Origin of the sequence: Streptomyces fumanus, assembly GCF_014655295.1 — a bacterium.
Taxonomy (GTDB): domain Bacteria; phylum Actinomycetota; class Actinomycetes; order Streptomycetales; family Streptomycetaceae; genus Streptomyces; species Streptomyces fumanus.
Genome location: NZ_BNBI01000019.1, coordinates 112,009 through 135,774 on the forward strand (window position 1 = coordinate 112,009; position 23,766 = coordinate 135,774).

A 23,766-nucleotide genomic window follows, 5' to 3' on the forward strand; every position below is an offset into this window, starting at 1 on the left:
CCTAGCCGGGCACCAGGCCGAGGGCGTGGTCGTACCGGCTGCCGGTGAAGCCGCGCACGTCCGGATGGGTGCGCACCCGGTCCCACAGGTCGGTGGGGGAGCCGATGCCCTCGCCCGGCGCGGCCAGGACCGCGTCGTAGGCGTCGGCGCTCTCCCACTCGGCGTAGTTCAGCACATGGGTGCCGTCGGTGCTCAGGTGGAAGTGGGCGGAGATCAGGCCGCGGTGGCCCACCGGGTCGTCGGCGACGGCCTCGAGGACGAGGCCGACCCAGTCGCCGCGGCGGTCGGCGGCGCCCGGGGCGAAGTCGATGCGGACGGTCACGATCAGGCCGGGGACCCGGGTGTCCCCGGCCCGGCGCTCCCGGCCGGCGTGGCGGCGGTACCGCCCGAGCCCCAGCCGTTCGATGCCGGGCACGGCGGTGTCGATCTCGTCGACCCGTTCCTGCCGCTGGGTCCGGGCGAACGCCTCGTACGCCTGCTCGTTCTCCCACTGCGAGTAGTGCAGCAACGTTTCGCCGTCGTGTCCGGTGTAGACGTGGTAGCTGCGCAGCGCGTCGGCGGGCCAGGGGCGGCGCTCCCAGGTCCGGGCGATGGCCTCGACGGTCTCCCGCTGGCGCTCGGGGCCGCCGACCCGCCAGGTGCTGAAGAAGGAGGCTCCGGCATCGGGGCGGAGCAGGTCGGGGTGGGCGTCGGTACGGCGGGTCACGGGGGCCTCCACGGGTCGGTCCGGGCGGTACGGACACCACCCTCGTACCTCGATCGAGGTTGAGGTCAACCCGTACGAGGACACGGCGGAGGGCCCCGTCGCCGGGGCCCTCCGTGTCCCGCTTCCGGGCCGCTCAGCGGTGCGCGCGGCGGCGCCACAGCACGGCCGCCGCGACCACCGCGCCCGCCGCCGCGGCGACCAGCACCGGCCGGGGGTTGCCGCGCCCGGCCCGGACCGCGTCGCGCACCGGGGCCGGCGCCTTCTCCTGCACGGTGTGCCCGGCCCGGGTCGCCTTCTCCTGCACGGTGTGCCCGGCCTGCGCGGCGGTGCTGCGCAGTTGTACGGTCATGGCGCCGGCCCGGTCCCTGAGGTCGGCGGCGCGGGCCTTGGCGCGGCCCTTCACATCGGTCTTGGCCGCCAGTTCCTCGACGGTGTCGCCGAGCCGGCTGCGGGTCTCCTCGATCTGCCGCCGCAGTTCGTCGGGGCCCTTGGCCCCGGTCGCCGTGTCGCTCTGCCCGCTCGTCGTCGGGTCGGTCATCGATGCGCCCTTTCCCTGATCTCGTCGACGTCGGCCTTGACGCTGCCGATGGTCTGTTCCGGTGTGGGCGGCGCGGCCCGGCGCAACTGGGCGCGGCCGGCCAGGGCCAGCAGGCCCGCGACCGCGAACAGCACCGCCGTCACGATCAGCGCCGACGCCCACACGGGCAGCGCCAGCGAGAGGGCGGCGACGGCCGTGCCGGCCAGCGCGAACAGGCCGACGTAGGCCACGGCACCGGCGGCGCCGAGCAGCCCGCCGCCGCGTCCGACGCGCTTTCCCTTGGCGGCCAGCTCCGCCTTGGCGAGGGCCACTTCCTGGCGTACGAGCTGGGAGAGCTGTTCGGTGGCCTGGCCGACGAGTTCACCCACGGAGTGGTGCTCGTCGTGCACGGGCCGGTATTCCGTGGCTCCGGTCACGGTGTCCCGCCTCCTCTCGGCTTCCGGAGCCGCCCGGGTACCCCGGTGGGCCGGCGCTACCCCTGGGCGCGGGGCCGGATTCAGGCCCGGTCGAGGCGGGCGAGCCGGCTCTGCAGCCAGTCCAGCCGGGCCTGCAGCAGGGCCGCCTCGGCGATCAGTTCGGGCACCCCGAGGTCCGGCTCCCCGCCGCTCACCGGTCCGGCCGGCGGGCCGGCGACGACCCGCAGCCCGTCCCCGGCCCGCCGGGCGAAGGCGGCGAGGGAGAGGGAGGTGCGGCCGCGCAGACAGCCCGCGCAGGAGGGGGCCAGCGCCCGCCAGTTGGGCCGGCCCCAGCCCGCGTCGGCCAGCGCGACCGCGGCGGCGCCGCAGCCGCAGGGTCCGACGGTGGCGGTCCGCACCCGCTGCCGGGCGGAGCGGAACCCGCGTTCGAAGCGCAGATAGCGGCCGAGGACCAGGACCTCCAGCAGCACCGCCGCGCGGTGCTCGGCCATGCACAGCAGCGCCTCGGCCACCGCCCGGTCGTGCACGCTGTGGAACCCGCAGTCGCAGCGGCGGTGCGGCGGCCGGTGCCGCAGCCCGTAGACACAGGACGCCTCGGCCAGCACGCCGTACGGCAGTGCGCCGCCCAGGGAGACGCCGGTGAAGGCGGCCCGGGTGCCGTCGTGGGACAGCACCGGGTGGGCGATCTTGTACCCGGTGGGCGGTTTTGCCGGGCGTTCCTCCGGGAGCCGGAGCCTCATCGGGCGGCGGCCGGGGCCTCTTCCCGCCCGACCGGCTCCGGGCTCTCCGCGACCACCGGGACCTGCTCCTCGTACGCCTCCGGCGCCTCCGGCTGCTCCTCCGCGACGCCGGTGGCGAGTGCCTTGCCGAGCTTCATGACGCCTCCCCATGTCCGCTGACGACCGTTGCGGCCATGGTGACCGATCCGGCGCGGATCGGACAGAGGGCCTCCGTGACGCCCCGCCATCGCTTAAGCAGTGCTTACGGATACCCGGTAGCGGATTTAAGTGGAGCTGTACGGTGGGGCGGCCGACACTGCTGCCATGACGACTCCTTTCGGCCGCGCCCTGTGCGCCATGGTCACCCCCTTCACCGAGGACGGCGGCCTCGATCTCGACGGCGCGGCCCGGCTCGCCGACCATCTGGTGAGCCGGGGCTGCGACGGACTGGTGCTCTCCGGCACCACGGGCGAGTCGCCGACCACCACGGACGCCGAGAAGTCCGCGCTGGTCGGGGCGGTGCGCTCGGCGGTCGGGGACCGTGCCTCGGTCGTCGCCGGGGTGGGCACCGCCGACACCCGGCACACCGTGGAACTGGCCCGCGCGGCCGAGCGGGCCGGGGCGGACGGCCTGCTGGTGGTCGCGCCGTACTACAGCCGCCCCCCGCAGGACGCCCTGGAGGCCCACTTCCGCGAGGTCGCGGACGCCTCGGAGCTGCCCGTGATGCTGTACGACATCCCGGCCCGCACCGGCACCCGGATCGCCCCCGCCACCCTGGTGCGCCTCGCCGGGCACCCCCGGATCGTGGCCGTCAAGGACTGCGCGCACGACCTGCTGGGCACCCAGCGGGTGCTGGCCCGCACCGGCCTGGCGTACTACGCGGGCTGCGACGAGGAGAACCTCGCCTGGTACGCGAGCGGCGCCGCCGGGTACGTCAGCACGGTCGCGAACCTCGTCCCCGAGCACCTGCGCGCGGTCCTCGACGCCTTCGACGCGGGCCGCACGGCCGAGGCGGCGCGGCTCCAGGCGGCGGCGGCCGAGCTGGTCGAGGCGGTGATGGCGGCGGGCCTGCCCGGGACCGTCACCGTCAAGGCGCTGCTCGGCGGCCTCGGCCTGCCCGCCGGCCCGGTCCGCGCCCCGCTGCGGCCCGCCGACCGGGCCACGGCCGACGGGCTGCGCGCGGTGTACGACCGGCTGGCGGCGGGCTGACGGCCGGGTCAGCGGGTGGCGAAGACCGGCTCCCACTCCAGGGTGCCGAAGTCGTCGTCGGGCACCCGGACCCCGGACAGCGGCACGACCTTGTCGCTGCCGAGGGTGACCAGCACCAGCCGGGGCCGGTACTCCGCCACCCCCGGTGCCCGCTCCCAGGCGATCAGCCGGTGGTCGTCCGCCCAGGCGAGCAGTTCCGCCCCGCGCACCTTGGCGACCTCCTCGCCGGTCCGCGGGTCCCGGACCGAGGACCACGACCGGTCCTGGCGTTCCTCGGTCAGCCCGAGCGCGGCGAGCCGCCCGTCCGGGGAGAGCCGCGCGGGGACGTCGGAGCGCAGGTACCGCTCCTCGGCCGGGGCGTCGATCTCCGCGCCGGTCAGGGCGTAGAACTGCTGGAGCCCGTCCTTCCCGCCGACGACCTGCGCGTACACCGAGTCGCCGGAGCGGGAGAAGGCGAAGTCCTGCCGGGCGTTGATGTCCCGGTCGGCCGGGACGGGGGCGTAGGTGTACTCGTCGGTCACCGTGTCCAGGACGAGGAATCCGGTACGGCTGGACCGGCCGAACTCGGACATCCAGCCCTCCCCGCCGCCCTCCCGCTCGACCCGTACCCGCAGGTCGGGATCGTCGTCGTAGGCGGTGGCGACGATCCGGCGGCCGTCTCGGGAGTAGGCGAGGCCGCCGACGCCGTGGCCGACCGGGATCCAGCGGTCGATCCGTCGGGTGGCGAGGTCGAGGATGCCGATGCGGTCGGCGGGCAGGCCGCGTTCCAGGACGGCCGCCGTGCGCAGACCGGGCGCGACCGCGACGAACGACCAGCGGTCGTCCTTCTCGTACCGTCCCGTCGCCGGGTCGAGCAGCCAGTACGTGCGTTCGAGGACGCCTTGCCCGTCCGGCCGTTCGACGGTCCGGCCCGTGCAGTACGCGGCCAGGGCGACGTCCCCGGCGGCGATCAGGTCGCGCGGGGGCGACTGGCCGGGGCGGGCGAGGGTGCCGTCGTCCGTCCCGAGGCCCGCCGGGGGCGGTTCGTGCGAGCCGGAATCCAGCAGCGGCACGCCCACGGCGACGGCGACGACGGCCGCGGTGGCGGCGGCCGCGGACGCCAGTCCGCGCAGCCTCCGGCGCCGGCGGGCGGCCAGCACCCGGTCGGCGAAGGCGGGCGGTGCCGGGGGCGCCCCGGCGGCCTGTTCCCGCAGCGTGTCCCGCAGGATGTCCTCGACGTTCATGGGCGCACCTCCACGGGCGACGGGTCGGGGGACGGCTGCCGCCCGGCCCCGCCGAGCGCGGCGAGTTCGGGGGCGAGGACGCGCAGCCGGGCGAGGGAGCGGTGGGTGGTGGACCGTACGGTGCCGACCGAGCAGCCCAGGATGCGGGCCACCTCGGCCTCCGGGAGGTCCTCGAAGTAGCGCAGCACCAGCACGGTGCGCTGCCGGGCGGTGAGCCGGGCCAGCGCGCCGCGCATCACCAGCTTCAGGTCGGCCGCGGCGGAGATGTCGGTGCCGGTGCCGGTCTCCGGCGGCTCCCCGACGCTCACCTCGCGCCGGGGCCACTTCAGCCGCCAGCGGCTGATCTGCTGCCGGTACAGGACCTGCCGGACGTACGCCTCGGGCTCGTCGATGCGCTGCCAGCGGCCGGCCGCCCGGATCAGGGCGTTCTGCAGCAGGTCCTCACCGGCGTGCCGGTCGCCGCCGCTGAGCAGGACGGCCGTCCTCAGCAGCGCGGACGACCGGTTCGCCACGAACTCGCGGAAACTCTCCTGCGCCTGCGCATCCATCGTCACCTTCTCCTGCCCCCGGGCCGGACCCGCTGTCCGGCCCCTGTGTCCCCTGGGACGCGCGCGGCCGGGCCCCGCTATGCCTCGGTCCCCGCGGAACCGTCCCCGCGCAGCGAGCGGAACCCTCCCGCACAGCGACAGCAGCGCCCTCCCCGGCCTGCCTCGGGCCGGAGAGGGCGCTGTACGGGCCGCCGGTGCTCAGTTGTGGCTGTGCAGGATGTCGTTCAGGCCGCCCCAGACCGCGTTGTTCGGGCGGGCCTCGACGGTGCCGGTGACCGAGTTGCGGCGGAAGAGGATGTTGGAGGCGCCGGACAGCTCACGGGCCTTGACGATCTGCCCGTCGGGCATGGTCACGCGGGTGCCGGCGGTGATGTAGAGGCCGGCCTCGACCACGCACTCGTCGCCGAGGGCGATGCCGACGCCCGCCTCGGCGCCGATCAGGCAGCGCTCGCCGACGGAGATGATCACGTTGCCGCCGCCGGAGAGGGTGCCCATGGTGGAGGCGCCGCCGCCGATGTCCGAGCCGTCGCCGATGACGACGCCCGCGGAGATGCGGCCCTCGACCATCGAGGTGCCGAGCGTGCCGGCGTTGAAGTTGACGAAGCCCTCGTGCATGACGGTCGTGCCCTCGGCCAGGTGCGCGCCCAGGCGGACCCGGTCGGCGTCGGCGATGCGCACGCCCTTGGGGACCACGTAGTCGGTCATCCGGGGGAACTTGTCGATCGAGGTCACCTGGAGGTGCAGGCCCTCGGCGCGGGCGTTGAGGCGGACCTTCTCGATGTCGTCCACGGCGACCGGGCCCAGCGAGGTCCACGCCACGTTGGCGAGGAAGCCGAAGATGCCGTCCAGGCTCTGGCCGTGCGGCTTGACCAGGCGGTGGGAGAGCAGGTGCAGACGCAGGTAGACGTCGTGCGCGTCGAGCGGCTTCTCCTCCAGGGAGGCGATGACCGTGCGGACCGCGACCACCTCGACGCCCCGGCGGGTGTCCGGGCCGACCGCGGCGGTCGCGCCGCCGCCCAGCAGCTTCGCGGCCTGCTCGGCGGAGAGCCGCTCGGTGCCGGCCGGGCCGGGCTCGGCGACGAGTTCGGGCGCGGGGAACCAGGTGTCGAGAACGGTGCCGTCGGCGGCGATGGTGGCGAGGCCGGCGGCCACGGCACCGGTGGTACGGGAAGCAGTCGTATCGGTCATGGGGGCAACCTAACCGCCCGGACACACCGGGTGCGAACCGGCCTCCGCCCAGCCGCGCCCGGCCACCGGCGGGCGGCGCCCGTCAGTGCGCCCCGCCGAGGTTGAGCACCACCACGCCGATGATGATCAGCGCGATCCCGGCCGCCTTGACGGCGGTCATCCCCTCCCCCATGAACGCCACCCCGATCGCGGCGATCGCCGCCGTGCCGACCCCGGACCAGATGGCGTACACCGTCCCGATGGAGACGGTCTTCAGCGTCCGGGCCAGCAGGCCGAACGAGACGACGTAACCGAGCACCGTGAGCACGGAGGGAACGAGTCGGCTGAAGCCCTCGCTGTACTTCATGGCGGTGGTCGCGGCGACCTCCGAGGCGATGGCTCCGAGCAGGAGCAGATAACCCATGCCGGTCACCGTACCGAGGCGGGAACGGGCGGGAACGGCCGACGGCCCCCGGCGGATCGCCGGGGGCCGTCGGGCCGGGAAGAAGAGGTCAGACGTTGAAGCCGAGCGCGCGGAGCTGCTCGCGGCCCTCGTCGGTGATCTTGTCGGGGCCCCACGGCGGCATCCAGACCCAGTTGATGCGCAACTCGTTGACCAGGCCGTCCGTGGCGGACTTGGCCTGGTCCTCGATGACGTCGGTCAGCGGGCAGGCCGCCGAGGTCAGGGTCATGTCGACGGTGGCGATGTTCGCGTCGTCGATGTGGATGCCGTAGATCAGGCCCAGGTTGACGACGTCGATGCCCAGCTCGGGGTCGACCACGTCCATCAGGGCCTCGCGCAGCTCCTCCTCGGAAGCCGGCTTCATCTCAACGGTCTCGGTCATGCCGTCTTCCTTTCGGCGTCGGCGCCGTCCAGTGCCTGGGCCGTCGCGTCCTTCCACGCCATCCAGCTCAGGAGGGCGCACTTGACCCGGGCGGGGTACTTCGACACCCCGGCGAACGCGACCGCGTCCTCCAGGACGTCCTCCATCGCGTCGTCGGGCTCGATGCGGCCCTTGGACTGCATCAGCTCCAGGAAGGTCTCCTGGATCCGCCGCGCGTCCGCCAGGTCCTTGCCGACCAGCAGGTCGTTCAGCACGGAGGCCGATGCCTGGCTGATGGAACAGCCCTGGCCCTCGTACGAGACGTCCTGGATCGTCGTGCCGTCGTACTTCACCCGGAGGGTGATCTCGTCGCCGCACGTCGGGTTCACGTGGTGTACCTCGGCGTCGCCATCGCGCAGACCACGCCCGTGCGGGTTCTTGTAGTGGTCCAGGATGACGTCCTGGTACATGGAGTCCAGCTTCACGCCTCAGCCCCTCATCCGAAGAAGTTCCGTACGTGCTCCAGTCCGTCGACCAGGGCGTCGATCTCGGCCGGCGTGGAGTACAGATAGAACGACGCTCGCGTGGTCGCGGGAATTCCGTACCTCAGGCAGACGGGGCGGGCGCAGTGGTGGCCGACCCGGACCGCGATGCCCTGTTCGTCGAGGACCTGGCCCACGTCGTGCGGGTGGATGTCGCCGAGCGTGAAGGAGATCGCCGCGCCCCGGTCCTCGGCCGTGGTGGGGCCGATGATCCGCAGGTCGGGGACCTCCAGGAGCTTGCGTACCGCGTACTCGGTGAGGGCGTGCTCATGGGCGAGGATCTTGTCCATGCCGATCGAGTTGAGATAGTCGATCGCCGCGCCCAGCCCGACCGCCTGGGCGATCGGGGGGGTGCCCGCCTCGAACTTGTGCGGGGCCGGGGCGTACGTCGACGAGTGCATCGACACGGTCTCGATCATCTCGCCGCCGCCGAGGAACGGCGGGAGGTCCTCCAGCAGTTCCTGGCGGCCCCACAGCACGCCGATGCCGGTCGGGCCGCACATCTTGTGGCCGGTGAAGGCCACGAAGTCGGCCTGGAGGGCCTGGACGTCCAGCGGCATGTGCGGCGCGGCCTGGGAGGCGTCGACGCAGACCAGGGCGCCGACCTCCTGGGCGCGGCGGACGATCGCCTCGACCGGGTTCTGGGTGCCGAGGATGTTGGAGACCAGCACGAAGGAGACGATCTTCGTCTTCTCGGTGATGACCTCCTCGATGTTCGACAGGTCGAGGCGGCCGTCGTCGGTGAGGCCGAACCACTTCAGCTTCGCGCCCGTGCGCTGCGCCAGCAACTGCCACGGGACGATGTTGGAGTGGTGCTCCATCTCCGTGATGACGATCTCGGTGTCGTGGTCCACGCGGTAGGGCTCGTCGGCCCAGCCCAGCATGTTGGCCACGAGGTTGAGGGACTCCGAGGCGTTCTTGGTGAAGATCACCTCGTCGCGGGAGGGCGCGTTGATGAACTCCGCGACCTTGTCCCGCGCGCCCTCGTACAGCGCCGTGGCCTCCTCGGCGAGGACGTGCACGCCACGGTGGACGTTGGCGTTGTAGCTCTCGTAGTACTCGCTGAGTGCGTCGAGCACCTGGCGCGGCTTCTGCGAGGTCGCCGCGTTGTCCAGGTAGACGAGCTTCCGGCCGTCGTGGACCTGGCGGTCCAGGATGGGGAAGTCCTTGCGGATCGCTTCAGTGTCGAGGAGGCCCGGCACGTGTGTCACGCGGATACGCCGCCCTTCGTGTATGCCTCGTAGCCCTCGTTCTCCAGCTTGTCGGCCAGCTCCGCGCCGCCGGACTCGACGATGCGGCCGGCCGAGAACACGTGCACGAAGTCGGGCTTGATGTAGCGCAGGATGCGGGTGTAGTGGGTGATCAGCAGGGTGCCGACCTCGCCGGTCTCGCGGACCCGGTTCACGCCCTCGGAGACGACGCGCAGGGCGTCGACGTCCAGGCCGGAGTCGGTCTCGTCGAGGATGGCGACCTTCGGCTTGAGCAGTTCGAGCTGGAGGATCTCGTGGCGCTTCTTCTCACCGCCGGAGAAGCCCTCGTTGACGTTGCGCTCGGCGAAGGAGGGGTCCATGTGGAGCCGCTCCATGGCCTCGCGGACCTCCTTGACCCAGGTGCGCAGCTTGGGGGCCTCGCCGCGGACGGCGGTGGCGGAGGTGCGCAGGAAGTTGGAGACCGACACGCCGGGGACCTCGACCGGGTACTGCATGGCGAGGAAGAGGCCGGCCCGGGCGCGCTCGTCGACGGACATCTCCAGGACGTCCTCGCCGTCGAGGGTGACGGTGCCGCCGGTGATCGTGTACTTGGGGTGACCGGCCAGGGAGTAGGCGAGGGTCGACTTGCCCGAGCCGTTGGGGCCCATGATGGCGTGCGTCTCGCCCTGCTTCACGGTCAGGTCGACGCCCTTGAGGATCTCCTTCGTGGCGTTGTCGGCCTCGACGGTGACGTGCAGGTCTCGGATTTCAAGCGTTGCCATGGGTGCCTCAGGACTCCTGGGTGAGGGAGACGAGCACGTCGTCCCCTTCGATCTTTACGGGGTATACGGGGACGGGGCGCGTCGCCGGAAGACTGTCGGGCTTGCCGGTGCGCAGGTCGAAGCGCGAGCCGTGCAGCCAGCACTCGATGTGGCAGTCGTCGACCTCGCCCTCGGCGAGGGAGACGTTCGCGTGCGAGCAGATGTCGTGGATCGCGAACACCTCGCCCTCGGTGCGCACGAGGGAGACCGGCGTGCCGTCGAGTTCCACCCGCTTGGGGGTGTCCTCCTCCAGCTCGCCCGCTCCGCAGACGCGTACGAAGGTCATGCGACCGACGCCTCCAGCTCCTGCTCGATCTTGGCGAGGAGGCGCTCCTCGATGTCCGGGACACCGATCTGCTGGACCAGTTCGGCGAAGAAGCCGCGGACCACCAGGCGGCGGGCCTCCAGCTCCGGGATGCCGCGGGCCATCAGGTAGAAGAGCTGCTCGTCGTCGAAGCGGCCGGTGGCGGAGGCGTGGCCGGCGCCGACGATCTCGCCGGTCTCGATCTCCAGGTTGGGGACCGAGTCGACGCGGGCGCCGTCGGTGAGCACGAGGTTGCGGTTCATCTCGTAGGTGTCGGTGCCCTCGGCCTTGGCCTCGATGAGGACGTCGCCGATCCACACCGCGTGCGCGGCGTCGCCCTGGAGGGCGCCCTTGTAGACGACGTTGGACTTGCAGTGCGGCACGTTGTGGTCGACCAGGAGGCGGTGCTCCTGGTGCTGGCCCTGGTCGGTGAAGTACAGGCCGAACAGCTCGGCCTCGCCGCCGGGACCGGCGTACGCCACGCGCGGGTGGAGGCGGACCAGGTCGCCGCCGAAGGTGACGACGACCGACTTGAAGGAGGCGTCGCGGCCGACCAGCGTGTTGTGCTGGCCGACGTGGACGGCCTTGTCGTCCCAGTCCTGGACGGAGACGACGGTCAGCTTGGCGCCGTCCCCGAGGACGTACTCGACGTTGGCGGCGAGCACCGCGTCGCCGGTGTGGTCGATGACCACGACGGCCTCGGCGAACGCGCCCAGCTCGATGACCTGGTGGCCGTAGGCGGTGCCGCCCTCGCCGTGCACCGCGATGCGGATCGGCTCGGTGAGGACGGTCTCCTTGGGCACGGTCACGACCGAGGCCCGCTCGAAGGCGGTGTACGCCTGGGCGGCGACGCGGTCCACCGGGGTGCCCGCCCGGCCGAGCCGCGCGTCGTCGCGGCCGACGGTCTCGACGGTGACGCCCTCGGGGGCCTCGACGGCGACCTTGACGCCCTCGCCGGTGGCGGTGGCGGTGCCGTCGTGCAGGCCGCGCAGCCGCTCCAGCGGGGTGAACCGCCACTCCTCCTCCCGGCCGTGCGGGACCGGGAAGTCGGCCACGTCGAAGGACGGGGGCGCGCTCATGCGGGTGGCGACGGTCGAGTCGGCCTCGGCGGCCACCGCGATCGCACCGGCGGTGGTCGAGCCCACCGGGATGTTCTGAGCCTCAGCCATGGCTGTCGTAGTGCTCGCTTTCCGTTACGTAAGGGGCTTGCGTGGCGGCGCCAGGGTCAGCCGACCGCGCCTTCCATCTGCAGCTCGATCAGCCGGTTGAGTTCGAGGGCGTACTCCATCGGCAGTTCCTTGGCGATCGGCTCGACGAAGCCGCGCACGATCATCGCCATCGCCTCGTCCTCGGACAGGCCGCGGCTCATCAGGTAGAAGAGCTGGTCCTCGGAGACCTTGGAGACGGTCGCCTCGTGGCCCATGGACACGTCGTCCTCGCGGACGTCCACGTAGGGGTAGGTGTCCGAGCGGGAGATGGTGTCCACCAGCAGCGCGTCGCACAGCACGTTGGACTTGGAGCCCGGGGCGCCCTCGCCGATCTCGATCAGGCCGCGGTAGGAGGTGCGGCCGCCGCCGCGCGCCACCGACTTGGAGACGATGTTCGAGGACGTGTTCGGGGCCATGTGGACCATCTTGGCGCCGGCGTCCTGGTGCTGGCCCTCGCCCGCGAAGGCGATGGACAGGGTCTCGCCCTTGGCGTGCTCGCCCATCAGGTAGACGGCCGGGTACTTCATCGTCACCTTGGAGCCGATGTTGCCGTCGATCCACTCCATGGTCGCGCCCTCGTACGCCACGGCGCGCTTGGTGACCAGGTTGTAGACGTTGTTCGACCAGTTCTGGATGGTCGTGTAGCGGCAGCGGGCGTTCTTCTTGACGATGATCTCGACCACGGCGGAGTGCAGCGAGTCCGACTTGTAGATCGGCGCGGTGCAGCCCTCGACGTAGTGCACGTAGGCGCCCTCGTCGACGATGATCAGGGTCCGCTCGAACTGGCCCATGTTCTCGGTGTTGATCCGGAAGTACGCCTGGAGCGGGATCTCGACGTGCACGCCCGGCGGCACGTAGATGAAGGAGCCGCCGGACCACACGGCGGTGTTCAGCGCGGCGAACTTGTTGTCGCCGGCCGGGATGACCGTGCCGAAGTACTCCTTGAACAGCTCCGGGTGCTCCTTGAGCGCCGTGTCGGTGTCCAGGAAGATGACGCCCTGCTCCTCCAGGTCCTCGCGGATCTGGTGGTAGACGACCTCGGACTCGTACTGGGCCGCGACACCGGCGACCAGGCGCTGCTTCTCCGCCTCGGGGATGCCCAGCTTGTCGTAGGTGTTCTTGATGTCCTCGGGCAGGTCCTCCCAGGACTCCGCCTGCTTCTCCGTGGAGCGCACGAAGTACTTGATGTTGTCGAAGTCGATGCCGGAGAGGTCCGAGCCCCAGTTCGGCATGGGCTTCTTCTCGAACAGCTTCAGGCCCTTGAGGCGGAGCTTGGTCATCCACTCCGGCTCGGACTTCTTGCCGGAGATGTCCCGGACGACGTCCTCGTTCAGGCCGCGGCGCGCCGACGCACCGGCCTCGTCACGGTCGGCCCAGCCGTATTCGTACTTGCCCAGGCCCTCCAGCTCGGGGTGGGCAGTCTCCGTGGGGAGAGTCATGCGGGGTTCCTCCCGGACGTGCTTGCGGATGCGTGGTGAGTGGTCTTGGAAGTCTTGGGGATGAACGTCGTGCAGACGCCGTCGCCGTGCGCGATGGTCGCCAGCCGCTGTACGTGTGTACCGAGCAGCTCGGCGAAAAATTCCGTCTCGGCCTCGCAGAGCTGCGGGAACCGCTCGGCGGCGTGGGCGACCGGGCAGTGGTGCTGGCAGAGCTGCTCGCCGACCGGTGCGCTGCGCGCGGTTGCAGCGTACCCGTCCGCGCTCAGGGCCTTGGCCAGGGCTTCGGCGCGGCGTTCGGGGGGCGCCGCCTCGACGGCCGCGCGGTAGGCGCCGGCCTGGGCGGCGATCCGGGCCCGGGCGAAGGCGGCGACCGCCTGCTCCCCGCCCTCGCGCTCGGCGATCCAGCGCAGCGCGTCCACGGCGAGCTTGTCGTAGGACTGATCGAAGGCGTCCCGGCCGCAGTCGGTCAGGGCGAACACCTTCGCGGGCCGCCCGCGCGTGCGCGTGCCGTACACCCGGCGCTCGCGGGCCTCCACGACATTGTCCGCGGTGAGGGCGTCGAGGTGGCGGCGGACGGCGGCCTGGGTGAGGCCGAGGCGCTCGGCCAGCTCGGCGACGGTCGACGGCCCGTGGTCCAGGATGGACCGCGCGACGCGGTTGCGCGTGGAGCGCTCACCGGTCGCGAGCTCCTCGTGGGGTGCCTCGCCGACGTTTTTCACAACGCCATTGTTGCGTAATTCCTTCAGCCCCGGCAAGCCGCCTCCTGACGCCCCCCGGGTGCCCTGCGTCACTTAGGTATACCTAACGCGACCTGCGGAAACGATCTTTGATCGATCAAAGTCGCTGGTGTCCGGGACCCGTCTCCGGGACACTCCCGAGCATGTCCGCACCCCCTCCCACCGGCCCGCTCGTGACCCGCGGCACCCTCGGGGCCGAGCTGCGCGCGCTCGGCGTCGCCTCGGGCGAGACCCTCCTCGTCCACTCCTCGCTGCGCTCCCTCGGCTGGGTCTGCGGCGGTGCCGTCGCGGTGGTCCAGGCCCTCCTGGACGTCCTCGGCCCGGACGGCACCCTCGTCGTCCCCACCCAGACCGCCGACCTCTCCGACCCGGCCCTGTGGCAGCACCCGCCGGTGCCCGAGGAGTGGTGGCCCGTCATCCGCCGCGCCATGCCGCCGTACGACCCGAGGACCACGCCCACCCGGGGCGTCGGCGTCGTCCCGGAGACCGTACGGACCTGGCCGGGCGCCCTGCGCAGCGCGCACCCGCAGACGTCGTTCGCCGCGGTCGGCCCGCGCGCCGCCGAGGTCGTCGCCGGCCACGCCGCGGACTGCCGGCTCGGCGAGCGCAGCCCCCTGGCCACCCTGGAGCGCCTGGGCGCCCGGGTGCTGCTGCTGGGCGCCGGCTACGACTCGTGCACCAGCTTCCACCTGGCCGAGTACCGCATCCCCGCCCCGCTGGTGGAGGTCGGCCGCCCGGGGCCGTACGGCTGGGAACGGGTCACCGAGGTGTCGATCAGCTCGGACCGGTTCGACGAACTGGGCCACGACTTCGAACGCGACCGGCCGGTGGTGCGCGGCCGGGCCGGCGCGGCCGAGGCCCGGCTGTTCCCGGTGGCGGAGGCGGTCGCCTACGCCGAACGGTGGCTGGCGCTGCACCGTCCCCGTGCGGAGGACATCGCGCACCCCCGCAACTGAGCCGCCGCGCGCCTCCCTAGACTCGTGACCCATGCGAAGCGAGCCCGTGGTCCAGGTCCAGGCCCTGGTGAAGCGGTACGGCACGAAGACCGCGGTGGACGGCCTCGACCTGGTGGCCCGGCCGGGCGTGACCGCCGTCCTCGGCCCCAACGGGGCGGGCAAGACGACCACCGTGGAGACCTGCGAGGGCTACCGCCGGCCGGACTCCGGCACGGTGCGCGTGCTGGGCCTGGACCCGCTGCGCCAGGCCGGTGAGCTGCGGCCCCGGGTCGGGGTGATGCTCCAGTCCGGCGGTGTCTACTCGGGCGCCCGCGCGGAGGAGATGCTGCGCCACGTCGCGAAGCTGCACGCCCACCCGCTGGACGTGGCCGCCCTGATCGACCGCCTCGGCCTGGGCTCGTGCGGCCGGACCCCCTACCGCCGGCTCTCCGGCGGCCAGCAGCAGCGCCTGGCGCTGGCGATGGCCGTGGTCGGCCGCCCGGAGCTGGTCTTCCTGGACGAGCCGACCGCGGGCCTGGACCCGCAGGCCCGCCGCGCCACCTGGGACCTGATCCGGGACCTGCGCGCCGACGGCGTCTCGGTGATCCTGACCACGCACCACATGGACGAGGCCGAGCAGCTCGCCGACGACGTGGCCATCATCGACGCGGGCCGGGTCATCGCCCAGGGCTCGCCCGAGGAGCTGTGCCGCGGCGGCGCCGAGAACACCCTGCGCTTCTCCGGCCGCCCCGGCCTCGACGTGGGGAGCCTGCTGAAGGCGCTCCCGCCGGACACCGCGGCGGCCGAGCTGGCCCCGGGCGCCTACCGGGTCACCGGCAGGGTCGACCCGCAACTGCTGGCGACGGTGACGTCGTGGTGCGCCCAGCACGGGGTGATGCCGGACCGCATCTCGGTGGAACGGCACACCCTGGAGGACGTCTTCCTGGAACTGACCGGCAAGGAGCTGCGCGCATGACCGCCACCACGGGTACCGGCCGGTACGCGCCGAAGCCCGGCGCCGCGCCCCTGACCCGCATGATCGCCGCCCAGGCCGTCCTGGAGACGAAGATGCTGCTGCGCAACGGCGAGCAGTTGCTGCTGACGGTGGTCATCCCGACGCTGCTGCTGGTGCTGTTCAGCTCGGTGGACATCGTCGACACCGGCGCCGGCGAGGCCGTCGACTTCCTCGCCCCCGGCGTCCTGGCGCTCGCCGTGATGTCCACCGCCTTCACCGGCCAGGCCATCGCCACCGGCTTCGAACGCCGGTACGGGGTGCTGAAGCGGCTGGCGTCCTCACCGCTGCCCCGCTGGGGCCTGATGACCGCCAAGACCCTCTCCGTGCTGGTCACCGAGGTGCTCCAGGTGGTGCTGCTGACGGTGATCGCGTTGGCGCTGGGCTGGTCGCCGCACGGCAACCCCTTCGCCGTGCTCCTGCTGCTGCTCCTCGGCACGGCCGCCTTCTCCGGGCTGGGCCTGCTGATGGTCGGCACCCTGAAGGCCGAGGCGACGCTGGCCGCCGCCAACCTGGTCTTCCTGCTGCTGCTCGTCGGCGGCGGGGTGATCGTGCCGCTGGAGAAGTTCCCGGCCGCCGCCCAGGACGTGCTGGGCCTGCTGCCCATCTCCGCACTGTCGGACGGGCTGCGGGACGTGCTCCGGCACGGCGCCGCCATGCCCTGGGGCGACCTGGGGATCCTCGCCGTCTGGGCGGCCGTCGCCCTCGCCGCCGCGGGCCGCTTCTTCCGCTGGGAGTAGACCCTCGTGAACGTGTGCACAAGCTTCCCCCTACGATGGAACGCGTGCCAAACGTGACCCGCGACGACCTCGCCGCCGCCGTGCGCAACCCGCTCGCCTTCATCGCCGCGCGCTGGACCCCGGACCCCCGGACCGTCCGGCGGTCGGCACTGGCCGCCCTCGTCATGGCGGTGGTCATCGTCGGTACCGGCGGCGCCGTCCGCCTGACCGGGTCCGGCCTCGGCTGCCCGACCTGGCCCAAGTGCACCGACGACTCGCTGACCACCACCAGCGAGATGGGCTTCCACGGCATCGTCGAGTTCGGCAACCGCATGCTGACCTACGTGCTCTGCGCGGCCGTCGGCTGGGCGATCATCGCCGCCCGCTCGCAGAAGCCGTACCGGCGCTCCCTGACCCGGCTGGGCTGGGCGCAGTTCTGGGTGGTGATGGGCAACGCGATCCTCGGCGGCATCGTCGTCCTGGTCGGGCTGAACCCGTACACGGTCGCCGCGCACTTCCTGCTGTCCACCGCGCTGATCGCGATCGCCACCGTGATGTGGCAGCGCACCCGGGAGGGCGACACGGCACCGCGTCTCCTGGTCGGCGCGTCCGTGCGGCAGTTGGTGTGGGTCCTGGTCGGCGTCTGCCTGGCTCTGATCGCGGTCGGCACGGTGGTCACCGGCGCGGGCCCGCACGCGGGCGACTCCAGCGAGGTGCCCCGGATGCCGCTGGACTGGGAGACGGTGACCAAGCTGCACGCCGTGCTGGCGTGGATCGTGGTGACCCTCACCTTCGCCCTGTGGTTCGTCCTCAAGGCCGTCGACGCCCCCAGGGGCCCGCTGGCCCGCACCCGGGACCTGTTCCTGATCCTGCTCGCCCAGGGGCTGATCGGGTACGTCCAGTACTTCACCGACCTGCCCGAGGTCCTGGTGGGCCTGCACATGGTCGGCTCCTGCCTGGTGTGGATCGGCGCCGTGCGGGTGCTGCTGGCGCTGCGGGAGCGCGCCGCCGAGCCCGCCGGTGTGCCCGGCCCCGCGGTGGAGACCGCGCTCAGCCGCGCCTGAGCCGCGCCTGAGCCGGGTCACTCCAGCCCGTAGACCCGTACCGCGTTCCCCGAGGCGATCATCCCGGCGACCCGCTGGGCGTCCGTCAGGGACCACGCGTCCTCGGCCACCCAGGTGCCGAGCACCCGGCCCAGCGCCTCCCGGAACAGGCGGGCGCCCACCACGTGCAGCTCGGGCAGGCCCCGGGCGCCGGTGGAGAACAGGACCTTGCCGAACGGCGCCAGCTCCAGGATCTCGGCGAGGACGGCGGCGGCCCGGGCGCCGGTGCGCACCAGCGCGGCCCCGGAGTCGGCGTACACGTGCGGGAAGACCCCGGCGAGGTGGGCGGCCTGCCGGTGGTACGGGTAGCCGTGAAGCAGGACCAGATCGGTGCCGAGCCCGGCGGTGGCCCGGACGAACTCGGTGAGCAGCACCGGATCGGTGCGGTCGATGCGCAGACCGGGCTCGCCGAGCCCCGCGTGCAACTGCAGCGGCCGGCCGGAGGCGACCGCGATCCACAGCAGGTGGCGCAGCAGCACCGGGTCGCTCAGCTCCCCGCCGACCGCCCGCCCCGCCAGCCAGCGGCCGGCCGCGCCGCGCACCTCGCCCGGGCCCGGCGGCTGCGGGGCCAGCGCGAGGCCGTGCCGGACGCCCGCGACGGAGGTGAAGGCCACGGCGTGCGCGGCGGCGCCGTGCACCGCCTCGGCGAGGTTGGCGAGGAAGGAGTCGACGGTGCCGGAGGTGTCGGCGACCTGCTCGGCCAGCAGTTCGAGACGGACGATCTCATGGGCGTCGGCCGCCGCGGCCGAGGCCAGCTCGGCGGGCCCGGTGAGGTCGCCGGGCAGCCCGGTGTCGACCAGGTACGTGGTGATGCCGCTGCCCCGCAGCAGCCTGCGGCCGGCCTCCAGGACGCCCAGCTCGCGGCGCCGGGCGAGATAGCGGGCGGGCGGGCAGTGCGGCTCCAGGCCGAGCAGCGGCGGGCACCAGCGGCGTACCGCGAACCCGGTCTGGGTGTCGAACAGGGTGGTGCCGGGCGCGGGCGGGCCCTCGGTGCGGGCCAACTGGGCCTCGAAGGTGCCCAGGCCCAGTTCGGTCCGCAGGACGCCGTGGCAGTACTGGTCCACCAGGGACGGCGTGTCGATCATCCGGGCTCCCCGTGTAGACGCCGTGCTGCTCACAGGTCCTAACGGGTGAAGCACGTGTCAGGTGCTGCTCGTCCACACCCCGTGCGAATGTCAGGCCCCGTTGCGGGGGCCGCCCACCTGGATGCCGGCCATGCGCGACCACTCGTACGGCCCGGTGCGCACCTTGCCGGCGAACTCGCCGTCGAACGACTCGTGGACGGTGATCCCGGCCCGTGCCACCGCCTTCTCGGCGATCTCGTACGAGGGGGCGACCACGTCGCCCCAGTCGCCGTCCGCGCCGACGAGCACGATCCGCGCCCCGCGCCCGAGATACGCGACCTGCCCCTCGGCCCCGCCGTGCGCCTTGGAGAACGCCCCGATCCGCCGCGCCACCCGCCCGACGGTCCGCTCGTCAGCCTGCTCAGTCTCTGCCATACAAAGATGCTACCGGCGAGTAGGAAGCGCCGACAAGAGCGCCCCCGACGGGGCGCGGGCGGTATCGATGTGCGGCTCCGCCGCGTGAGCGCGACAAGCCACAACACACCCGCAGCGAAGAACTCACCGCAAGAACGGGTCCACAGCCACCGCGAGGAACAGCACCGACACATAGGTGATCGACCAGTGGAACAGCCGCATCTCCTTGAGCTTCGCCCCGGTCACCTCCGCCTTGGCCCGGTTCTGCAGCCCGTGCGCCTCCCACAGCCACATCCCCCCGGCCACCGCGGCGACGACCAGGTAGAACCACCCCGTGTAACCCAGCGGAGTGAGCAGCAGCGAGACGACGACCATCACCCAGCTATAGATGACGATCTGCCGGGCGACGACCTTGTTGGAGGCGATGACGGGCAGCATCGGCACGCCCACGCGCGCGTAGTCGTCCTTCACCTTCATGGACAGCGGCCAGTAGTGCGGCGGCGTCCAGAAGAACATCACCAGGAAGAGGATGACCGGCGCCCAGGACATCGAGTTGGTCACCGAGGACCAGCCGATCAGCACCGGCAGGCAGCCCGCGATGCCGCCCCAGACGATGTTCTGGGAGGTGCGGCGCTTGAGGATCATCGTGTAGACGATGACGTAGAAGAGGAGCGCGCCGAGGGCGAGCCAGGCGGAGAGCCAGTTGACGGTGAGGCCGAACAGCAGCGTGGAGACCACCGCGAGGCCGATGCCGAAGGCCAGGCACTCGCGCGGGCTGACCATCCCGGTGACCAGCGGACGCTGCGAGGTGCGGTCCATCAGCGCGTCGATGTCGCGGTCGATGTACATGTTGAGCGCGTTGGCGCCACCCGCGGAGAGGTAACCGCCGACGCAGGTGAGCAGCACCAGACGCAGGTCCGGCACGCCCTGCTCGGCGAGGAACATCACCGGAACGGTGGTGATCAGCAGCAGCTCGATGATCCGCGGCTTGGTCAGCGCCACGAACGCCTTGACACGGGCCCCGAACGGCCGGTGACTCGGGCCCCGGCTCGTCCCGATATCCCCCATCGCCTTAAGGGCATGGGAGGTACCCCCACCCGCAGGACGGGATTCAACGGCCGTCACGCACACCCCTGACAGAGACATCCCAGCGAGCCGCCCCGCGTGAGATGCGGGTAAAGGGCTCGCGCGTACCACGCCACTTTAGACGTTGCCCATACCCCGGCCTTCGCGGGGGTGGGTCGTGTTGGCGGACGCGCTCCGACGTGCGCGCCCGGCGTCGTTCGAGCGATCCGATGAGCGGCCCGCCGCGCAGTCGGACGAGCGGTCGGATGAGCGGTCAGATGAGCGCCTTCGTATTCACTTGCCGAATGCGGTTCGGCCCGGTCAGGAGGCGGATACCCGGTGGTCCCGGCAGTCTGGTTCCAAAGGAAAAAACGCACGTACTTACGGGGGTAGGCTCGTCAGCGGCCGGCCGATGCCGAAACGCCGGCAGCCGGTGGGCGCTCACGTGCACCGGCATCCGACATGTGGAGAGGAGCCCTGACCCAGGGTGAGCACCAAGCCGACCACCACAGACCTCGAGTGGACCGAGCTGGACCAGCGGGCCGTCGACACCGCACGCGTCCTGGCCGCCGACGCCGTACAGAAGGTCGGCAACGGCCATCCCGGTACGGCGATGAGCCTGGCCCCCGCGGCGTACACCCTCTTCCAGAAGGTGATGCGGCACGACCCGGCCGACGCGAACTGGGTCGGACGCGACCGCTTCGTGCTGTCCGCCGGCCACTCGTCCCTGACCCTCTACACCCAGCTCTACCTGGCCGGTTTCGGCCTGGAGCTGGACGACCTGAAGTCCTTCCGGACGTGGGGTTCGAAGACCCCGGGCCACCCGGAGTACGGCCACACCACCGGCGTGGAGACCACCACCGGCCCGCTGGGCCAGGGCGTGGCCAACGCGGTGGGCATGGCGATGGCCGCCCGCTACGAGCGCGGTCTGTTCGACCCGGAGGCTCCCCAGGGCGAGTCGCCGTTCGACCACTACATCTACTGCATCGCCGGTGACGGCTGCCTCCAGGAGGGCATCTCCGCCGAGGCGTCCTCCCTCGCGGGCCACCAGAAGCTCGGCAACCTGATCCTGCTGTGGGACGACAACCACATCTCGATCGAGGGCGACACCGAGACGGCCGTCTCCGAGGACACCGTCAAGCGGTACGAGGCGTACGGCTGGCACGTCCAGCGGGTCGCCCCGAAGCCGGACGGCGACCTGGACCCGAACGCGATCTACGACGCGATCGAGGCGGCGAAGCGGGTCACCGACCGCCCGTCCTTCATCGCGATGCGCTCGATCATCGCCTGGCCCGCCCCGAACGCGCAGAACACCGAGGCCGCGCACGGCTCGGCGCTCGGCGACGACGAGGTGGCCGCCACCAAGCGGGTGCTCGGCTTCGACCCGGAGAAGTCCTTCGAGGTCGCCGACGAGGTCCTCGCGCACACCCGCAAGGCGCTGGAGCGGGGCAAGGCCGCCCGCGCGGTGTGGGACAAGTCCTTCCAGCAGTGGCGGGACAACAACCCCGAGCGCGCCGCCGAGTACGACCGGATCGCCAGGGGCGAGCTGCCCACCGGCTGGGCGGAGAAGATCCCGGTCTTCGAGACCGGCAAGGGCGTCGCCACCCGGGCCGCCTCCGGCAAGGTGCTCCAGGCGCTCGGCGCGGTCGTCCCCGAGCTGTGGGGCGGCTCCGCCGACCTGGCCGGCTCGAACAACACGACGATCGACAAGACCTCGTCGTTCCTGCCCGAGGGCAACCCGCTGCCCGAGGCCGACCCGTACGGCCGCACGATCCACTTCGGCATCCGCGAGCACTCCATGGCCGCGGAGATGAACGGCATCGCGCTGCACGGCAACACCCGCATCTACGGCGGCACCTTCCTGGTCTTCTCCGACTACATGCGCAACGCCGTCCGGCTGTCGGCGCTGATGCACCTGCCGGTGACGTACGTGTGGACGCACGACTCCATCGGCCTGGGCGAGGACGGCCCGACCCACCAGCCGGTCGAGCACCTCGCCTCGCTGCGCGCCATCCCGGGCCTGAACGTGGTCCGCCCGGCCGACGCCAACGAGACCGCCATCGCCTGGCGGGAGATCCTCGGCCGCTGGACCAAGGAGTTCGGCAAGGGCCAGCCGCACGGCCTCGCCCTCACCCGGCAGGGCGTGCCGACGTACGAGCCCAACGAGGACGCGGCCAAGGGCGGCTATGTGCTGTTCGAGGCCGAGGGCGGCGAGCCGGAGGTCATCCTGATCGCCACCGGCTCCGAGGTGCACGTCGCCGTGGAGGCCCGTGAGCGGCTCCAGGCCGACGGGGTGCCGACCCGGGTGGTCTCCATGCCGTGCGTCGAGTGGTTCGAGCAGCAGGACCAGGGGTACCGGGACAGCGTCCTGCCCCCCAGCGTCAAGGCCCGCGTCGCGGTCGAGGCCGGGATCGGGCTGACCTGGCACCGGTACGTCGGGGACGCCGGCCGCATCGTTTCCCTGGAGCACTTCGGCGCTTCCGCGGACGGCAAGCTGCTCTTCCAGGAGTTCGGTTTCACTGCCGAGAACGTGGCCGCCAAGGCGCGGGAATCGATCGCCGCCGCTCAGCGCTGACGCTCATATACGACACGTAGGAGATGCAATTTCCATGACAGACGCACTCAAGCGCCTCTCCGATGAAGGCGTGGCGATCTGGCTGGACGACCTGTCGCGCAAGCGGATCACGTCCGGCAACCTCGCCGAGCTGATCGACCAGCAGCACGTCGTGGGCGTCACCACCAACCCGTCGATCTTCCAGAAGGCGATCTCGGAAGGCGACGGCTACGACCTGCAGCTCTCCGACCTCGCCGCGCGCCGGGTGACCGTCGAAGAGGCCATCCGCATGATCACCACGGCGGACGTCCGGGACGCCGCCGACATCCTGCGGCCCGTCTTCGACGCCACCGGCGGCAAGGACGGCCGGGTCTCCATCGAGGTCGACCCGCGGCTGGCGCACAACACCAAGGCGACGGTCGCCGAGGCCAAGCAGCTCGCCTGGCTGGTGGACCGCCCCAACGCCCTGATCAAGATCCCGGCCACCGAGGCGGGCATCCCGGCGATCGCCGAGACCATCGGCCTGGGCATCAGCGTCAACGTCACGCTGATCTTCTCGCTGGAGCGCTACCGCAAGGTGATGGACGCGTTCCTGACCGGCCTGGAGAAGGCCAAGGAGCGCGGCCTGGACCTGTCGCAGATCCACTCGGTGGCGTCCTTCTTCGTGTCCCGCGTGGACACCGAGATCGACAAGCGGATCGACGCGATCGGCACCGACGAGGCCAAGGCGCTGCGCGGCAAGGCCGCCCTCGCCAACGCCCGGCTCGCCTACCAGGCGTACGAGGAGATCTTCTCCTCCGACCGCTGGGCGGCCCTGGAGAAGGCCGGCGCCAACAAGCAGCGTCCGCTGTGGGCGTCGACCGGTGTGAAGGACAAGGCGTACAGCGACACCATGTACGTCACCGAGCTGGTCGCCCCGAACACCGTGAACACCATGCCGGAGGCCACCCTGCTGGCCACCGAGGACCACGGCGAGATCACGGGTGACACCGTCTCCGGCACCTACGAGCAGGCCCGGGCCGACCTCGACGCGGTCGAGGCGCTGGGCATCTCGTACGACGAGGTCGTCCAGTTGCTGGAGGACGAGGGCGTGCAGAAGTTCGAGGCCGCCTGGACCGACCTGCTGAAGTCGACCGAGGCGGAGCTCCAGCGCCTCGCCCCCTCGGAGGGCTGACCACCTTGTCGAGCAGCAATCCGCTGCGTGACCCCGCAGACCGGCGGCTCCCGCGTATCGCGGGGCCGTCGGGCCTGGTCATCTTCGGCGTCACCGGCGACCTCTCCCGCAAGAAGCTCATGCCCGCCGTGTACG

27 protein-coding genes are annotated in these 23,766 nt (G+C 72.0%); 7 read left to right on the forward strand and 20 right to left on the reverse strand.

Translation table 11 applies throughout. From position 1 onward, the window contains the following. Position 1 precedes the first annotated feature (1 nt). The 5 genes from IE316_RS32150 to IE316_RS32170 form a co-directional block, all read right to left on the reverse strand. Positions 2-706: an antibiotic biosynthesis monooxygenase family protein gene (locus tag IE316_RS32150; RefSeq protein ID WP_190208071.1), complete on the reverse strand. Its 705-nt coding sequence runs from the start codon at positions 704-706 to the stop codon at positions 2-4. 133 nt (positions 707-839) lie between these two features. Then, on the reverse strand, positions 840-1,244 hold the full coding sequence (locus tag IE316_RS32155) for a DUF3618 domain-containing protein (RefSeq protein ID WP_190208072.1): 405 nt from the start codon (positions 1,242-1,244) through the stop codon (positions 840-842). Next, entirely contained in the window at positions 1,241-1,660 is a 420-nt protein-coding gene (locus IE316_RS32160; RefSeq protein ID WP_190208073.1) for a phage holin family protein, read from the reverse strand. The genes IE316_RS32155 and IE316_RS32160 overlap by 4 nt, the downstream gene beginning before the upstream one ends. An 80-nt stretch (positions 1,661-1,740) precedes the next feature. Beyond that, positions 1,741-2,400, reverse strand: a complete 660-nt coding sequence (locus IE316_RS32165; RefSeq protein WP_190208074.1) for a hypothetical protein — start codon at positions 2,398-2,400, stop codon at positions 1,741-1,743. Next, positions 2,397-2,537 (reverse strand): hypothetical protein, encoded by a 141-nt coding sequence (locus tag IE316_RS32170; protein ID WP_190208075.1) that lies wholly within the window; start codon positions 2,535-2,537, stop codon positions 2,397-2,399. The genes IE316_RS32165 and IE316_RS32170 overlap by 4 nt, the downstream gene beginning before the upstream one ends. Before the next feature lie 166 nt (positions 2,538-2,703). Here IE316_RS32170 and dapA point away from each other — a divergent pair, with 166 nt between their 5' ends. Next, positions 2,704-3,588, forward strand: a complete 885-nt coding sequence (gene dapA / locus IE316_RS32175) for a 4-hydroxy-tetrahydrodipicolinate synthase (RefSeq protein ID WP_190208076.1) — start codon at positions 2,704-2,706, stop codon at positions 3,586-3,588. Positions 3,589-3,596: 8 nt separating this feature from the next. Here the strand turns inward: dapA and IE316_RS32180 are convergent, their stop codons facing one another. The 12 genes from IE316_RS32180 to IE316_RS32235 form a co-directional block, all read right to left on the reverse strand. Then, positions 3,597-4,811, reverse strand: coding sequence for a WD40 repeat domain-containing protein (locus IE316_RS32180; RefSeq protein WP_190208077.1), 1,215 nt, complete (start codon positions 4,809-4,811; stop codon positions 3,597-3,599). Then, positions 4,808-5,359, reverse strand: coding sequence for a SigE family RNA polymerase sigma factor (locus IE316_RS32185; protein WP_190208078.1), 552 nt, complete (start codon positions 5,357-5,359; stop codon positions 4,808-4,810). Before IE316_RS32185 ends, IE316_RS32180 begins: the two co-directional genes overlap by 4 nt. A gap of 198 nt (positions 5,360-5,557) precedes the next feature. Continuing rightward, positions 5,558-6,547: a 2,3,4,5-tetrahydropyridine-2,6-dicarboxylate N-succinyltransferase gene (gene dapD / locus IE316_RS32190; protein WP_190208079.1), complete on the reverse strand. Its 990-nt coding sequence runs from the start codon at positions 6,545-6,547 to the stop codon at positions 5,558-5,560. A gap of 82 nt (positions 6,548-6,629) precedes the next feature. Continuing rightward, the gene (locus IE316_RS32195) at positions 6,630-6,950 is read right to left on the reverse strand and encodes a DMT family transporter (protein ID WP_190208080.1); all 321 of its coding nucleotides are present in this window, start codon (positions 6,948-6,950) and stop codon (positions 6,630-6,632) included. Between the two features lie 88 nt (positions 6,951-7,038). Further along, positions 7,039-7,371, reverse strand: a complete 333-nt coding sequence (locus IE316_RS32200) for a metal-sulfur cluster assembly factor (RefSeq protein ID WP_190208081.1) — start codon at positions 7,369-7,371, stop codon at positions 7,039-7,041. Next, positions 7,368-7,835, reverse strand: a complete 468-nt coding sequence (gene sufU / locus IE316_RS32205) for a Fe-S cluster assembly sulfur transfer protein SufU (protein ID WP_190208082.1) — start codon at positions 7,833-7,835, stop codon at positions 7,368-7,370. The genes IE316_RS32200 and sufU overlap by 4 nt, the downstream gene beginning before the upstream one ends. A gap of 11 nt (positions 7,836-7,846) precedes the next feature. Continuing rightward, positions 7,847-9,103, reverse strand: a complete 1,257-nt coding sequence (locus tag IE316_RS32210) for a cysteine desulfurase (protein ID WP_190208083.1) — start codon at positions 9,101-9,103, stop codon at positions 7,847-7,849. Then, positions 9,100-9,864, reverse strand: coding sequence for a Fe-S cluster assembly ATPase SufC (gene sufC, locus IE316_RS32215; RefSeq protein WP_190208084.1), 765 nt, complete (start codon positions 9,862-9,864; stop codon positions 9,100-9,102). Before sufC ends, IE316_RS32210 begins: the two co-directional genes overlap by 4 nt. A 7-nt stretch (positions 9,865-9,871) precedes the next feature. Then, positions 9,872-10,189, reverse strand: a complete 318-nt coding sequence (locus IE316_RS32220) for a non-heme iron oxygenase ferredoxin subunit (protein WP_190208085.1) — start codon at positions 10,187-10,189, stop codon at positions 9,872-9,874. Then, positions 10,186-11,376 (reverse strand): Fe-S cluster assembly protein SufD, encoded by a 1,191-nt coding sequence (sufD, locus tag IE316_RS32225; protein WP_190208086.1) that lies wholly within the window; start codon positions 11,374-11,376, stop codon positions 10,186-10,188. The genes IE316_RS32220 and sufD overlap by 4 nt, the downstream gene beginning before the upstream one ends. Positions 11,377-11,432: 56 nt before the next feature. After that, positions 11,433-12,854: a Fe-S cluster assembly protein SufB gene (gene sufB, locus IE316_RS32230; protein ID WP_190208087.1), complete on the reverse strand. Its 1,422-nt coding sequence runs from the start codon at positions 12,852-12,854 to the stop codon at positions 11,433-11,435. After that, complete coding sequence (locus IE316_RS32235; RefSeq protein WP_190208088.1) at positions 12,851-13,573, reverse strand: helix-turn-helix transcriptional regulator; 723 nt, start codon at positions 13,571-13,573, stop codon at positions 12,851-12,853. The genes sufB and IE316_RS32235 overlap by 4 nt, the downstream gene beginning before the upstream one ends. A gap of 161 nt (positions 13,574-13,734) precedes the next feature. On the opposite strand from IE316_RS32235, the gene IE316_RS32240 reads away from it, so the two are divergent. Genes IE316_RS32240 through IE316_RS32255 form a run of 4 tightly spaced genes read left to right on the forward strand, consistent with a single transcriptional unit; the run spans position 13,735 to position 17,321 of the window. Then, entirely contained in the window at positions 13,735-14,547 is an 813-nt protein-coding gene (locus tag IE316_RS32240; protein ID WP_190208089.1) for an AAC(3) family N-acetyltransferase, read from the forward strand. Positions 14,548-14,578: 31 nt separating this feature from the next. Continuing rightward, positions 14,579-15,502, forward strand: coding sequence for an ABC transporter ATP-binding protein (locus IE316_RS32245; protein WP_190208090.1), 924 nt, complete (start codon positions 14,579-14,581; stop codon positions 15,500-15,502). Beyond that, entirely contained in the window at positions 15,499-16,278 is a 780-nt protein-coding gene (locus tag IE316_RS32250; RefSeq protein ID WP_190208091.1) for an ABC transporter permease, read from the forward strand. The genes IE316_RS32245 and IE316_RS32250 overlap by 4 nt, the downstream gene beginning before the upstream one ends. A gap of 35 nt (positions 16,279-16,313) precedes the next feature. Further along, positions 16,314-17,321 carry a COX15/CtaA family protein gene (locus tag IE316_RS32255; protein WP_190208092.1) on the forward strand — a complete coding sequence of 336 codons (1,008 nt, stop codon included), beginning with the start codon at positions 16,314-16,316 and terminating at the stop codon, positions 17,319-17,321. Between the two features lie 17 nt (positions 17,322-17,338). Here IE316_RS32255 and IE316_RS32260 read toward each other — a convergent pair whose 3' ends face one another. The 3 genes from IE316_RS32260 to IE316_RS32270 all read right to left on the reverse strand — a co-directional run bounded on the left by IE316_RS32260 (position 17,339) and on the right by IE316_RS32270 (position 19,969). Beyond that, positions 17,339-18,445 (reverse strand): amidohydrolase family protein, encoded by a 1,107-nt coding sequence (locus IE316_RS32260; RefSeq protein ID WP_190208093.1) that lies wholly within the window; start codon positions 18,443-18,445, stop codon positions 17,339-17,341. A 90-nt stretch (positions 18,446-18,535) separates the two neighbouring features. Further along, positions 18,536-18,859 carry a hypothetical protein gene (locus IE316_RS32265; protein WP_190208094.1) on the reverse strand — a complete coding sequence of 108 codons (324 nt, stop codon included), beginning with the start codon at positions 18,857-18,859 and terminating at the stop codon, positions 18,536-18,538. Positions 18,860-18,982: 123 nt separating this feature from the next. After that, the gene (locus IE316_RS32270) at positions 18,983-19,969 is read right to left on the reverse strand and encodes a heme o synthase (RefSeq protein ID WP_190208099.1); all 987 of its coding nucleotides are present in this window, start codon (positions 19,967-19,969) and stop codon (positions 18,983-18,985) included. Positions 19,970-20,390: 421 nt separating this feature from the next. Here IE316_RS32270 and tkt point away from each other — a divergent pair, with 421 nt between their 5' ends. Together tkt and tal are read left to right on the forward strand one after the other, a co-directional pair. Next, on the forward strand, positions 20,391-22,478 hold the full coding sequence (gene tkt, locus IE316_RS32275) for a transketolase (RefSeq protein ID WP_190208095.1): 2,088 nt from the start codon (positions 20,391-20,393) through the stop codon (positions 22,476-22,478). Between the two features lie 34 nt (positions 22,479-22,512). Further along, positions 22,513-23,631, forward strand: a complete 1,119-nt coding sequence (gene tal, locus IE316_RS32280) for a transaldolase (protein ID WP_190208096.1) — start codon at positions 22,513-22,515, stop codon at positions 23,629-23,631. The last annotated feature ends 135 nt before the right edge of the window (positions 23,632-23,766 follow it).